Here is a 13,546-nt window from a genome sequence, read left to right on the forward strand (position 1 = left end):
GGAAAATCAATGGCATTCGCGCAGTCCCGAACCTAGCCTGAGACGACCTCGCGGCAATGGGACTTGCCGCAATGGGAAAGGACGCCTTGGAAGCGACAGTGACGGTGACCCCGGATCAGTTGCCGGAGTTGCTACTGCACGTCGCGGTGGTTCGCCCGGTATTCCTCTGGGGTGCGCCCGGTATCGGAAAGAGCTCGCTGGTGCGAGCATTCGCGGACTCCCTCGGACTTGAATGCGTGACCCTGCTCGGCACGCAGCTCGCGCCGGAAGACCTCATCGGTGTCCCGCAGATCGTGAACGATCGCAGCCGATTCGCCCCGCCGGAGATGATCGCGCGGGCCGAGCCGTACTGCCTGTTCCTGGACGAGCTCAATGCCGCGCCTTCGGAGGTGCAGAAGTCGTTCTACTCGCTGATCCTCGATCGCCGCGTGGGCAATTACGAACTGCCCGCCGGATCGGTGGTGATCGGCGCCGGTAACCGCGCCACCGACAATGCGCTGGCCCGCCCCATGGCGTCGGCGCTGGTGAACCGCATGGTGCATGTGCACCTGCGCGCCGATGTCGACGATTGGCTGAAGTGGGCCGCGCACAATGACATTCACCCCTGGGTGGTGGAGTACGTCATGCAGCGGCCCGATCATCTCTGGGCCGCACCGCCGAAGTCGGAGCAGGCGTTCTCGACGCCGCGCGGCTGGCACATGCTCTCGGATGCGCTGCACTCCTACGGAACCGGGATCGATGACACCTCGCTGTGGGTGCTGGCCTCCGGAACCCTCACTGCCGCACATGCTTCCGCCTTCCGCGCCTTCGTGAAGACGGTGCGGCACGCCTTCGATCTGGAGGCGGTCGTCAAGGGCGAGGCGGCGTGGCCGCGCGATCCGGCCGACCGCGACCTGCTGTACTTCCTGTCCGAAACCTTCCGCGCCCGGCTGGTGAAGGAGCTGCCCGCCTCCCGCGAGCACGCCTCGGCGGGGCTGAAACGCTTTGTGCTGCGCGCCAAGACGATGCTCACCGAGCTGGCGGCGATCTCGGTGGAATGCGCGCAACTGGTCATTGCCGCCGATGAGAACGGGCTGCCCGTGCTGCCGTCCTGGTTCCTGGTGGAGGTCACCCGGGATCTGCCTCGGCTGGCGGCGCGGAGGTAATCGTGTCGGGACGTTCGACCCGCAAACGGCGCAGGGCCGCCGACCCCTGGTACGAGAACATGCTGGCCGGGTGGGCGCAGGTGCAGGAGAATCCGATGTTCCGCTGGGCCGGCCGGGGGCTGGTCGACGCCGGTGACCGGCTGCCCCCGGAGGCGTGGGCGGTCATCTCCGGCCACGGCGCCATTCATTTCGCGCCGAAGCGCAAAGCATCGGCCGATGAATGGGCTTGGGCCTTCGCGCATTTGCTGTTGCACGCGGGTTTCGGGCACCTCGATCCGCGCGGCATACCTGAGCACATGCTGGAGGAGAACCTCTTCGCAGCCACCTGGCTCAATAATCCGCGGCAGCCGCATCCGGCGTATCGGTCCGCGTGCTGTGCGGTGGTCGATCAGTACCTGCTCACGCTGAAGATCGGCCGTCCGCCCGCGGATCTGCCGCCGACGCCCGGCGGCTCCGATGAGCAGGCTCTGACCGAACGCTGGTGGCACACGGGCATTCCCGAGCAGTATCGGCAGCCCGAGTATCCGGACTTCTTCGTCGGTGATGCCGAGACCGCCAAGAACCACGACCACCGCACACACTTCGCGATCGGCATCGGTGAGGCCGCCCGCAATGCGCTCGCCGAGGCGGGCCACGATGTCACCGCCGGCCGGCGCAAGGTCATGCGCTCGTGGGACCGCGCGCTCAATTGGTTCGTCTCCTCCTATCCGCTGCTCGGGGCGCTGGCCGCCGGAATGACGATCGTCGCGGAGGTGGATATTGCTCGCGGCTGGGATATTTCGATCGCCGCGGTCAATGCCGAAGCCGCCGAGATCTACATCAACCCGTTCGCCGGTCTCAGCGATGAGGAATGGCGCTTTGTGCTCGCGCACGAAATGCTGCATGCCGCACTGCGACACGGTGATCGGGCGGGCTGGCGCGATCACTACCTGTTCAATGTGGCCTGCGATTACGTGGTCAACGGCTGGCTGGTGGAGATGGGCGTCGGCGAGCTTCCCGAGGGGCTGCTCTACGACCCGGAGCTCAAAGGTCTTTCCGCGGAACAGATTTACGATCGCATTGCCGGTGACCTGCGCCGCAATCGCAAGCTCGCTACCCTGCGGGGGCGCGGTCGCGGCGACATCTTCGGAGATCCACTGCCGCACAAGGGAACTACCGGCGGTTATATCGATCTGGACCACTACTATCGCGGCGCACTCGCGACCGGTCTGGCCTACCACCAGTCCAGTGGCCGCGGCCTGCTGCCCGCCGGTCTGGAGCAGGAGATTCGCGCCCTCGATCAGCCACCGCTGCCGTGGGACGCGCAATTGGCGCAGTGGTTCGACGAACATGTGCCCGCTGTGGAGAAGCGGCGCAGTTATGCCCGCGCCTCTCGTCGCCAGTCCTCCACGCCCGATATCCCGCGCCCCGCCTGGGTGCGCCCGGAAGAGTCCGTCCGGCTGCCCACCTTCGGCGTGGTCCTGGACACCTCCGGGTCCATGTCCACCGAGCTCATGGGCAAGGGTCTGGGCGCGATCGCCGCGTACGCCCGTGCCCGTGACGTCCCGCGTGCCCGCGTGGTGTTCTGCGATGCGGCCGCCCACGACGCCGGGTATCTGCCGGTCGACGAGATCGCCTCGAAGGTCCGGGTCCGGGGCCGCGGCGGCACCGAGTTGCAGCCGGGTATCCGACTTCTGGAGCGCGCCACCGATTTCCCCGCCGACGGGCCGATTCTCATCATCACCGACGGTATGTGCGATGTGGTCCGCATTCGGCACGAGCACGCGTTCCTCGTTCCGGCGGGCGCCGCACTACCCTTCCGCCCCCGAGGACCGGTCTTCCGGATGCGCTGAGCGGCGGGTGCTGGTGAAACTAGGCAAGTCGGGCACGGCATGGCACGATCGGTGAGGTGACCAGCAGTCCATCCGGGGCAGAGCGTCTGCGCGATCTCGCGCGGCTGCGCCGTGTGCGCGACCGTATCGATCGGGAGTACGCGCAACCGCTGGATGTCGAGGCGCTCGCCAGGGACGCGCACATATCGGCCGGTCATCTCAGCCGCCAGTTCAAGCTCGCGTACGGCGAGTCGGTGTACTCCTATCTGATGACACGCCGTATCGAGCGAGCGATGGCCCTGCTGCGGCGTGGCGATCTGAGCGTTACCGAGGTCTGTTTCGCGGTCGGCTGCTCGTCCCTGGGCACGTTCAGCACGCGTTTCACCGAATTGGTCGGGGTTCCGCCGAGCGTCTACCGCCGCGAGGCGACCGCGACCTCGGGGATTCCGTCATGCGTGGAGAAACAAGTAACCAGACCGATCAGGAATAGAGAAGCGGCGGCTACCGAGTCGCAACTAGCCTGATCGCCATGGACATCACCATTCACGCGAGTTTTCTCCCGCAGGACGATCCGGATGCCGCGCTGGCCTTCTATCGCGACACCCTCGGATTCGAGCTCCGGAATGACGTCGGATACAACGGCTTGCGCTGGCTGACCATCGGCCCTCCCGGACAGCCCGATACCTCGATCGTGCTGCATCCGCCGGCTGTCGACCCCGGCCTCACCGAGGACGAGCGACGCGCCATTACCGAGATGATGGCCAAGGGCACCTATTCCAGCATTCTGCTGGCTACTAAAGACCTGGACGGCCTTTTCGAGCGCGTGCAGGCCAGCGATGCGGAAGTCGTCCAAGAACCGACCGACCAGCCTTATGGCGTCCGGGACTGCGCCTTCCGCGATCCCGCAGGCAATATGGTCCGCATCCAGCAACTGGGCTGAGCCGTCCGGCATTTCTCCGCCACCGACCCTGAATTACGGAGACACGATAAGCATGGCCACCAAGAGGACGTCCGCGCCCGCGTCGCACGCCGCCGATAGTCACGAGCTGATTCGCGTGCTCGGCGCGCGGGTCAATAATCTCAAAGACGTCAGCATCGAGATTCCCAAGCGCCGATTGACGGTGTTCACCGGCGTTTCCGGATCCGGCAAGAGTTCGCTGGTATTCGGCACGATCGCCGCGGAATCGCAGCGGCTGATCAATGAGACCTACAGCTCGTTCGTACAGGGTTTCATGCCGACGCAGGCGCGGCCCGAGGTCGACGTGCTCGAGGGGCTCACCACCGCGATCCTGGTCGACCAGCAGCGGATGGGTTCGGACCCGCGTTCCACGGTCGGCACGGCCACGGATGCGAATGCCATGCTGCGCATTCTGTTCAGCCGGCTCGGGAAGCCGCATATCGGTTCCCCGCAGGCGTTCTCCTTCAATGTCGCCTCGATCAGCGGTGCGGGTGCGGTCGCGATCGAGCGCGGCGGCAAGACGGTGAAGGAGCGGCGGAGCTTCAGCATTACCGGCGGTATGTGCCCGCGCTGCGAGGGCCGGGGCTCGGTCAATGACATCGATCTGACGCAGCTGTACGACGACACCAAATCGCTCAATGAGGGTGCGCTGACCATCCCCGGCTACTCCATGGACGGCTGGTTCGGCCGGATCTTCACCGGGTGCGGGTTCTTCGATCCGGACAAGCCGATCAAGAAGTTCAACAAGCGCGAATTGGCCGATCTGCTCTACAAGGAGCCGACCAAGATCAAGGTCGATGGCATCAACCTCACCTACGAGGGCATTATCCCGCGCATTCAGAAATCCATGCTCTCCAAGGATGTCGATGCGCTGCAGCCGCATATCCGCGCGTTCGTGGAGCGGGCGGTCACCTTCGATATCTGCCCCGAATGCCACGGCACCCGGCTCAGCGAGGGAGCTCGGTCCTCGAAGATCAAGAAGGTCAGCATTGCCGATGCCTGTGCGATGCAGATCAGCGATCTCGCCGAATGGGTGAAGGGGCTGGACGAACCGTCCGTCGGGCCGCTGCTCGAGACGTTGCAGCGGACGCTCGACTCGTTTGTCGAGATCGGGCTCGGCTACCTCAGTCTGGAGCGCACGTCGGGCACGCTGTCGGGTGGTGAAGCGCAGCGCGTCAAGATGATTCGGCATCTGGGGTCCGCGCTCACCGATGTCACCTATGTCTTCGACGAGCCCACCGCGGGGCTGCATCCGCACGATATTCAGCGCATGAACGATCTGCTGCTGCGTCTGCGGGACAAGGGCAATACGGTGCTCGTCGTCGAGCACAAGCCCGAGACCATCGCGATCGCCGATCACATTGTCGATCTCGGACCCGGTGCGGGCGCGGGTGGCGGCACCATCTGTTTCGAAGGCTCCGTCGACGGTCTGCGGGGCAGCGGCACCATTACCGGCAAGCATTTCGACGATCGGGCCGCGCTCAAGAAAACGGTGCGAAAGTCCACCGGGGCCTTGAAGATTCGTGGCGCGAAGACGCACAATCTGCGCGGTGTGAATGTCGATATCCCGCTCGGGGTGCTGGTCGCCATCACCGGTGTCGCGGGGTCCGGCAAGAGTTCGCTCGTGCACGGATCGATTCCCGCCGGTGAGAATGTGGTGTCGGTCGATCAGGGCGCGATCAAGGGTTCGCGGCGCAGCAATCCGGCGACGTACACCGGACTGCTCGAGCCGATCCGCAAGACGTTCGCGAAGGTCAACGGCGTGAAGCCGGCGCTCTTCAGCGCCAATTCCGAAGGCGCGTGCCCCAATTGCAATGGCGCGGGCGTCATCTACAGCGATCTGGCGATCATGGCCGGCGTGGCCACCACGTGTGAGGTGTGCGAGGGCAAGCGGTTCCAGGCGGCGGTGCTGGACTACCACCTCGGCGGCCGCGATATCAGCGAGGTGCTCGCCATGTCGGTGAGCGAGGCCCTGGAATTCTTCGCCGCCGGCGAATCGAAGATCCCGGCCGCGCATGCCATCCTCGAGCGGCTCGCCGACGTCGGTCTCGGCTACCTCACCATCGGCCAGCCCCTCACCACCCTGTCCGGCGGCGAGCGCCAGCGCCTGAAACTGGCCACCCACATGGCCGACAAGGGCGGCATCTACGTCCTCGACGAGCCCACCACCGGCCTGCACCTCGCCGACGTCGAACAGCTCCTCGGGCTCCTCGACCGCCTCGTCGAATCCGGCAAGTCGGTCATCGTCATCGAGCACCACCAGGCGGTCATGGCCCACGCCGACTGGATCATCGACCTCGGCCCCGGCGCGGGTCACGACGGCGGCCTCATCGTCTTCGAGGGCACCCCCGCCGACCTGGTGGCCAAACCCGCCACCCTCACCGGCGAACATCTGGCGGCCTACGTCGGCAGCTGACCGAGGTCCTGGGAGACCTCGCGAGCCCGTCACCCGCAGCCGAGTCACCGCACCCGTCGAATTCGACCGACGGGTGCGGTGATTCGCGTTGTGTGCGTGAGGTGTCCTGAATTATCCGAGTGACTCGCCCTCGTCATCCCGGCACGCGAACCCCGTCTCCCGGCGCGCGAGCCCCGTCTCTTGGCATGCGAGCCCCGTCTCCCAGCATGCGAGCCCCGTCATCCGGCGCGCGAACCCCGTCATCCTGGCATGCTCTTGGCCGGGATCCACACCCGCAGCGTGTCAACGGTTTCCGTGGATCACGGCCCGAAGCGCGCCGGGATGACAGGAGGTGTGCCCGACCGCGGGCCGTCGCAGTCGCCTTGCCGATGTCTCGCGCCTTCCCATCTCGTCCGGTTGCGTTGTCCAGGGCTGTGCTGGGATCTACCGAAGCGTGGGGGGTTGCCGCAGAACACCGCTGCTGCGTGGCGGCTGCCTGCCGGTCTGCCGCCGAGTGGCGGTGGGATGACCTTGGTTCGGCAGGGTAAGGGCGGTGCCGACGGGTGGGGGCGGTGCCACTATGGAGGGAGGCAGGACTCCGCGCTGAGAGGTGGTGGGGCATGGCGGGATTCGTGCAGGACAGCGGGATGCTGCGGTGGCTGGTGGTGGCCGGCTTCGTGATGGCTGCGGTGATCGTGGTGGGGCGGCTGGCCGCGGTGCGGCCGGTGGGCGGGGGAGAGGTGCTGGCGGGGAATGGGTTTCGGGTGGATCAGGAGTCGGATGCGGCGCATCTGCTCATGTGCCTGGTGATGCTGGCCATGCTGGTGTTTCCGGCGACGGCGGATCCGCGCGCGCTGCGCGGTGTGCTGACCGCGATGATTGTGGTCTACGCCGCAGTGCTGATGGGTCGAATTCTGCGGTGGCGCAGTGTGAGTGTCGCTACGTTCGCCTATCACCTGCTGGCGGCGGGGGCGATGTTGTACGCGATGAGCGGGCATGCCGAGCCCGGGATGCGCATGCATATGGCGGGTGGGCCCGCCCCGGCGCCGATGCTCGCGCTGGCCGCGCTTTTCACCGTGGATGCGGTGGTCATGGCGGTTCCGGCATCTCGGCGCGCGCTGTGGCATGTGTTTCCGCATGCGGTCGGCACCGGTTCCAAGGCGGTGTTTCCGCACCTGGTGATGGATCTGGGTACCGCGTACATGCTCGTGCTCGCCGCGGCGGGCTGAGCTGCCAGTCCCGGGGGCCGTTCGCGCTGCTCCGCGCGGTGATGGTGTGATGGTGTGGTTGGTCGACATGCCCGGAAAGTGGCAGTCGGTGTCGGTGTGACGGAGGTGCGGGATGGGTTCGCTGTGGCATGGCTTCGCCGATATGGGTGCGGTGGAGGACGGCGGTGCGTTCGTGGTGGCGCGCGGCGACGGCGCATATATCTGGGATGAGGGCGGCACCCGGTACCTGGATGCCACCGCCGGGCTGTGGTTCACCAATGTCGGCCACGGCCGCCGCGAGATCGCGGATGCGGTGGCCGCGCAGCTGAGCAATCTGGCGCACTATTCGAACTTCGGCGATCTGGCCTCCCCGGTGCTGCGCGATCTGGCCGAGCGGCTCGCCGCCATCGCGCCGGTGCCCGGCAGCAAGATCTTCTTCACCTCCGGCGGATCCGACGGTATCGATACCGCGGCCAAGCTGGCGCGCCGCTACTGGAACGTCATGGGCAAGCCGGGCAAGACCATCATCGTGGGCCGGGAGAAGGCCTATCACGGCATGCACGTGGCAGGCACCTCGCTCGCGGGCATTCCGGTGAACCACGAGGGCTACGGCGAGTTCATGCCCGACGCCCGCACCATCGGCTGGGACGACCCCAAGGCGCTGCTCGCGCTCATCGAGGAGGTCGGCGCCGAGCGCATTGCCGCCTTCTTCGCCGAGCCGATCATCGGCGCCGGGGGCGTCTACCTGCCGCCGGAGGGCTACCTCGCCGAGGTGCGCCGCATCTGCCGCGACAATGACATCCTGTTCGTGGCCGACGAGGTCGTCACCGGCTTCGGCCGCATCGGCGGATCCTGGTTCGCCTCTTCACGTTTCGACCTGCAGCCGGACATCATGACCACCGCCAAGGGTCTGACCTCCGGCTATGTGCCGATGGGCGCGGTGTTCATCGCCCCGCGGGTCGCCGAGCCGTTCTTCGCCGGAGGCACCTGGTTCCGCCACGGCTACACCTACGGCGGCCACGCCGGCGCCGCGGCGGCCGCCATGGCCACCCTCGACATCATGGAGCGGGAAAACCTGCTCGAGGCCAGCAAGAACCTGGAATCCCTGCTGCACAAGCACCTTTCGCCACTGGCCGAGCACCCCCGGGTAGCCGAGGTCCGCAGTGGCCTGGGCGCCGTCGCCGCCATCCAGCTCGCCGATCCCGCCGAGGCCATGCCGTTCGTGAAAACCCTGCGCGCCCACGGCATCTCGGGCCGCGCAGCCGGTCAGGGCGCCCTCCAGATCTCCCCGTCCTTCGTCATCACCGAGGAGCAGGTCGCCGAACTGGCGGCAGGCTTCGCCCGCGCCCTGGGTTAGTCCTACCTGGCGGCCAGACGGTCGGCACGGGAATTGAGGTAACGCTGCTGCGGAACGGTTCCCGTCAGCTGAGCGGCGTGGCGGTAGTCGGAGATCGCATCCGAGTCGGCTCCGTTCAGTTCCCGCAGATGTGCGCGTACGGCATAGAACCGATGGTCGGCAGCTAGTCGGCCATCGGTTTCCAGTTCTGCGAGCATGGCCAGCCCGGCCTCGGCGCCGCTCGACATCCCCACCGCGACTGCACGATTCAATGCCACTACCGGGTTGTCGGTGAGCGCGTGCAGTGCCGTGTACAACGCGGCGATCTGCGGCCAGTCGGTGTCCTCGGCGGTGGCCGCTTCGTCGTGCACGGCCGCGATGGCGGCCTGCAATTGATACGGTCCCGGCGGACCGCCGCGTGGCAGTGTCAGAGTGATCAGTGCGATGCCCTCGGTGATGAGGCGGCGGTCCCAGTGCGATCGATCCTGTTCGGCCATCGGTATCAGTTCGCCGTGCGGCCCGGCGCGGGCCGGTCGGCGGGCATCGGTCAGCAGCATGAGGGCGAGCAGGCCTGCGGCTTCGTCATCCTGGTCGATTAGGCGATACATGATGCGCGCCAATCGAATTGCCTCGGCCGACAGGTCGGTGCGGTACAGGTCGGGTCCGGCTGTGGCGGCATAGCCTTCGGTGAAGATCAGGTACAGCACGTGCAGTACGGCCGCGAGCCGGGCGTCGCGCTCCTGTGGCAGTGGCATGCGGAAGGATGTGCCTGCCGATTTGATCGTGCGCTTGGCCCGGCTGATGCGCCGGGTCATGGTGTCCACCGGTACCAGGAAGGCGCGCGCGATCTCCGCGGTGGTCAAACCGCCGACCGCGCGCAGGGTCAGGGCGATCTGCGAGGCGGGGGCCAATGCCGGATGGCAGCACAGGAACAGCAGGATCAGTGTGTCGTCGGCGTCCGCGACACGGTCATCCACCGTCTGTAATGTCCACTGCTCGAGTGGAATAGCCTGTGCCACAGCGTCTTCGCGTCGCCGTCGCGCCTGCTCGGCGCGCAGCAGGTCGATGAGTCGCCGAGCCGCGACGGCGATCAACCAGGCTTTCGGATCGTGCGGCACACCCGTCTCGGGCCACTGCGTCGCCGCCGCCAGCAGGGCTTCCTGCACCGCATCCTCAGCCGTATCGAAATGCCCGTAGCGCCGCACCAGCGCACCGAGGACCTGCGGCGCGAGTGCGCGCAGCAGCTCCTCGGTGCGGGTGTCGGACATCAAATCTCCAGGGACTGAACACTTTCCGCGATCGGCCGCACATCCACGTAGGCGCGTGCGGCTATCGCAGCGGGGCCGGGGCATTCGGTGATTTCCGCCGCGATCTCGGTGGCCCGGTCGAAGCTCTCGCACTCCACGATCCAGTATCCGGCGAGTACCTCCTGCGTTTCCGCATACGGTCCGTCGGTGATCACCACCGGCAGACCCGCGCGGGTGCTGCCGCTGATCCTGCGGGTGTGGACGGGATCGACGAGACCGCGGGTGTCCACCAGCTCACCGGAGGCCTCGAGCTTTGCCGTGAAATCCCGCATGAACTCGGTCACCGCGGCGAAGTCGCCGGGTGTCCAGGCGTAATCGCCCGTCGCCTTGCCGGTCATACCGTCGTAGTCCCGCTGCGAACCGTAGGACAGAATCATGTACTTCATCGGTCTCACCTCCGTTGTCGGCGCCTCGGTGGCGTCTGTACCCGAGACGTCGAAGCCACCGCACCGGATCCGGACATTCCCTCCGAAGAATATTTCCCGCGCCGCGACCTGTGGTCGTAGCGCTCAGATGACGACCGGGTGGTCCTCCACGACGCGTCCGCCCAGCCGCACCCAGCCGTCGGAGTCCCATTCGGTGAACAGCTGCGAACCCGCGCCCTGGGTGATGTACAGCCCGCGCTGCAGTTTCGCCGTCAGCGCGATGGCCGCGGCTCCGGTCGCCTCGTCCTCGGCAATTCCCATGGCGGGGGCGAACATTCGGGTGCGCACCTGACCTCGGGCCTCGTCGTGCCAGGTCCACGCGTAGTGCGAGCCCTCGGGGAAGTCGGCCGGGTCCAGCGTGGCCAGCAGGTCGGCACTCTCGATTTCGTGAAAAGTGAAGGCGGGGGCCCATTCCGAGCGCGCCCGCACCCACGCCATGCCCTCGGTGACCGAAACGTCCACGGGTCCGGCGGGCACGTCGATCACCGAAACCGGACGGCCGCGCAGGTACAGCCACCAGCCGGTGCCGACGGTCGGGTGACCGGCGAACGGCAGTTCCACCGACGGCGTGTAGATGCGCATGCGGACCCGGCCGTTGTCCGGCTCCTCGAGCACGACCGTCTCGCTGTAGCCGACACGTGCGGCCAGAGCCTGATGGTCGGCTCCGGCCACATCGGCGGCACGCGCGATGCCGAGCGGATTGCCGAAGCGGCCCGTCGCATCGGTGAATACGCGAACCACTTCGATCTGCGCGCCATCGCTTTCCGGGGTGCTCATAGCTGCCGAGCTTACCGCTGGTTATCGAGCGGGGGGAGGTGAGCATGCTCCCAGCATGTCGGCCAGGGCGCTCTTCTCGGTGGCCTGTACGGTGAGTCCCCAGCGTGACTTCACCGCCACCCACCGGCGTGCGTACTCGCACCAGAACCCGGTGCGCGGGCGCCACTGGTCCGGTGTTTTCGAGCCTTTGTCCTGATTGGCCTGCTTCTGCACGGCCAGTAGATTGCCCACGTCATTGGCGAAGTACTGGCGGCGTTGCGCATCCCATTCCGAAGCGCCGGACCGCCAGGCATCGCCCAGTGCGACGACATGGTCGATCTCGATATCGGAGGCCTTGAATCGGTCGTAGGGCAGTCGCTCGCCCGCGTACGGATCGTCGAGTACGCCGGACAGCACCATGCACGAATTACTGTCCGCCAGTTTGACTTCCGTCAGATCTCGCTTCATCACATCTTCACGGGCGGTGCATCCGCCGGAAAGTACGGGCTCACCGCCGCGCCCGGACCAGCCGGGCCCGAAGGCATTGCGCTCATAGGATTCCCAGTTCCGATTCCAGGCGATGGTGAGCCGGTCCAGATCGGCCTGCGCATGCTGCAGGTCGGGAAGCGGCGTGCTGGTGGGATCGGCCGCGGCCGTGTCTGTGTCTGTGTTTTTGTGCGCCGGTTCCTGCCGATTGCTCCAGAGCGCGAGCCCGGTCGCGGCCACCGCGACGAGGACGAGGGAGGTGGCGAAGAATCTGCGCCAGCGGCGCCGGGCGGTGGTCCGGGAACGCTCGGGCATGCGGGGGAGTCTAGGGCCGGAAACCGGATGAAACGGGCAATGTTGCCGACCGGTGACCTGATTTCAGCTAACTGATAGCAAATAGAAACAGGGGTGGTGCACCGAATCGGTGCACCACCCCTGTCAGCAGTGCTTCAGATCGAAAAGCAGGAGATCAGACCGCGGCGCCGGCCAGCGCCTCGGTCGAGGCCACGGCCTGGCCGACACCGGCCACGATCGCGGCGGCACGCAGCGATTCGAAGATCACCTCGCGGGACACGCCCGCCTCACGCAGCGTGTTCTCGTGCGCCTCCAGGCAGTGCTGGCAGCCGTTGATCGAGGAGACCGCGAACGACCACAGCTCGAAATCGGCCTTGTCCACGCCCGGGGTGCCGATGATCTGCATGCGCAGACCGGCCCGCAGGTCGTCGTACTTGCCGTCCAGGAAGGCCTTGCCGCGGTAGAACACATTGTTCATGCCCATGATCGAGGCGGCGCCCAGCGCGGCGTTGTACGCCTCGGCCGACAGTACGTCGGCGGCCTCCTCGGCGATCTCGCGCAGCGTGGTGGCCGACCGGGTCGCGGCGGCCGATGCCAGCAGTGTGCCCCACAACTGCTGCTCGTTCAGCACGGTGGTGCGAGCGATCGAGGACAGATTGAGCTTGAGGTCCTTGGCGTACTCGGGTAGCGAGTTCTTCAGGTTCTCAATGGTCACAGTGGCGAAATCCTTTGTATCAGAGCCGAATTGGGAAGAATTTAGACCGAAGCGGTCATGAGCTCGCCGGCCTTGATGGTCGGGTCGCCCTTCTTCCAGTTGCAGGCGCAGAGCTCGTCGGACTGCAGGGCGTCGAGCACCCGCAGCACCTCGTCGACATTGCGGCCCACGGAACCGGCGGTCACCGAGACGAACTGGATCTCATTGTTCGGATCGACGATGAAGGTGGCGCGGTCGGCGACGCCGTCGGCATTGAGAACGCCGGTGGCGGCGGCCAATTCACGCTTGAGGTCGCTCAGCATGGGGAACGGGAGGGTCTTGAGCTCCTCGTGCTGGGCACGCCACTGGAAGTGCACGAACTCGTTGTCGACGGACGCGCCGAGCACCTGTGCGTCACGATCGGCGAACTCCTCGTTCAGCTTGCCGAAGGCGGCGATCTCGGTCGGGCAGACGAAGGTGAAATCCTTCGGCCAGAAGAAGACGATGCGCCACTTGCCGGCGTGGTCGTCGCTCGAGATCTGGGTGAAGTAGTCGTCGGGCTGCTGAGCGTTCACCTTCGAGAGATCACCGCCGATGACTGCCGTCAGGTTGTAGGCGGGGAACTGGTCGCCGATGGTCAGCAGTGCCATGCTTGCTCCTCTGTGTAGTCGAATCGATCGTGTCGTGACTGCTGCAAACGATCTTGCCCGAACCTCGCTTAAAGGCAAAGG

General features: G+C 66.4%; 13 protein-coding genes. 7 read left to right on the forward strand and 6 right to left on the reverse strand.

Translation table 11 applies throughout. The features are described from left to right. Nucleotides 1-98 precede the first annotated feature (98 nt). From OG326_RS14230 to OG326_RS14260, 7 genes are all read left to right on the forward strand, one after another. Nucleotides 99-1,145, forward strand: coding sequence for an ATP-binding protein (locus OG326_RS14230; protein WP_327145103.1), 1,047 nt, complete (start codon nucleotides 99-101; stop codon nucleotides 1,143-1,145). Nucleotides 1,146-1,147: 2 nt separating this feature from the next. Then, nucleotides 1,148-2,977: a vWA domain-containing protein gene (locus OG326_RS14235; RefSeq protein ID WP_327145104.1), complete on the forward strand. Its 1,830-nt coding sequence runs from the start codon at nucleotides 1,148-1,150 to the stop codon at nucleotides 2,975-2,977. 56 nt (nucleotides 2,978-3,033) lie between these two features. Then, complete coding sequence (locus OG326_RS14240) at nucleotides 3,034-3,480, forward strand: helix-turn-helix transcriptional regulator (protein WP_327145105.1); 447 nt, start codon at nucleotides 3,034-3,036, stop codon at nucleotides 3,478-3,480. Nucleotides 3,481-3,485: 5 nt separating this feature from the next. Beyond that, nucleotides 3,486-3,896: a VOC family protein gene (locus OG326_RS14245; RefSeq protein ID WP_327145106.1), complete on the forward strand. Its 411-nt coding sequence runs from the start codon at nucleotides 3,486-3,488 to the stop codon at nucleotides 3,894-3,896. A 52-nt stretch (nucleotides 3,897-3,948) separates the two neighbouring features. Next, nucleotides 3,949-6,330, forward strand: a complete 2,382-nt coding sequence (locus OG326_RS14250) for an excinuclease ABC subunit UvrA (protein ID WP_327145107.1) — start codon at nucleotides 3,949-3,951, stop codon at nucleotides 6,328-6,330. A gap of 599 nt (nucleotides 6,331-6,929) precedes the next feature. Then, nucleotides 6,930-7,538, forward strand: a complete 609-nt coding sequence (locus OG326_RS14255; protein WP_327145108.1) for a DUF5134 domain-containing protein — start codon at nucleotides 6,930-6,932, stop codon at nucleotides 7,536-7,538. A gap of 112 nt (nucleotides 7,539-7,650) precedes the next feature. Next, the gene (locus OG326_RS14260; RefSeq protein ID WP_327145109.1) at nucleotides 7,651-8,874 is read left to right on the forward strand and encodes an aminotransferase family protein; all 1,224 of its coding nucleotides are present in this window, start codon (nucleotides 7,651-7,653) and stop codon (nucleotides 8,872-8,874) included. A 2-nt stretch (nucleotides 8,875-8,876) separates the two neighbouring features. Here OG326_RS14260 and OG326_RS14265 read toward each other — a convergent pair whose 3' ends face one another. The 6 genes from OG326_RS14265 to OG326_RS14290 form a co-directional block, all read right to left on the reverse strand. Further along, nucleotides 8,877-10,121, reverse strand: coding sequence for an RNA polymerase sigma factor (locus tag OG326_RS14265; RefSeq protein WP_327145110.1), 1,245 nt, complete (start codon nucleotides 10,119-10,121; stop codon nucleotides 8,877-8,879). Next, the gene (locus tag OG326_RS14270; RefSeq protein ID WP_327145111.1) at nucleotides 10,121-10,546 is read right to left on the reverse strand and encodes a YciI family protein; all 426 of its coding nucleotides are present in this window, start codon (nucleotides 10,544-10,546) and stop codon (nucleotides 10,121-10,123) included. The genes OG326_RS14265 and OG326_RS14270 overlap by 1 nt, the downstream gene beginning before the upstream one ends. A 123-nt stretch (nucleotides 10,547-10,669) precedes the next feature. Continuing rightward, nucleotides 10,670-11,362, reverse strand: a complete 693-nt coding sequence (locus OG326_RS14275) for a PhzF family phenazine biosynthesis protein (RefSeq protein WP_327145112.1) — start codon at nucleotides 11,360-11,362, stop codon at nucleotides 10,670-10,672. A gap of 21 nt (nucleotides 11,363-11,383) precedes the next feature. Next, nucleotides 11,384-12,142, reverse strand: a complete 759-nt coding sequence (locus tag OG326_RS14280) for an HNH endonuclease family protein (protein ID WP_327145113.1) — start codon at nucleotides 12,140-12,142, stop codon at nucleotides 11,384-11,386. Nucleotides 12,143-12,296: 154 nt separating this feature from the next. Then, nucleotides 12,297-12,836 (reverse strand): carboxymuconolactone decarboxylase family protein, encoded by a 540-nt coding sequence (locus OG326_RS14285; protein ID WP_327145114.1) that lies wholly within the window; start codon nucleotides 12,834-12,836, stop codon nucleotides 12,297-12,299. A gap of 41 nt (nucleotides 12,837-12,877) precedes the next feature. After that, nucleotides 12,878-13,465 (reverse strand): peroxiredoxin, encoded by a 588-nt coding sequence (locus tag OG326_RS14290; RefSeq protein WP_153806595.1) that lies wholly within the window; start codon nucleotides 13,463-13,465, stop codon nucleotides 12,878-12,880. Nucleotides 13,466-13,546: the final 81 nt, after the last annotated feature.

The organism is Nocardia sp. NBC_01327, from assembly GCF_035958815.1.
Classification (GTDB): domain Bacteria; phylum Actinomycetota; class Actinomycetes; order Mycobacteriales; family Mycobacteriaceae; genus Nocardia.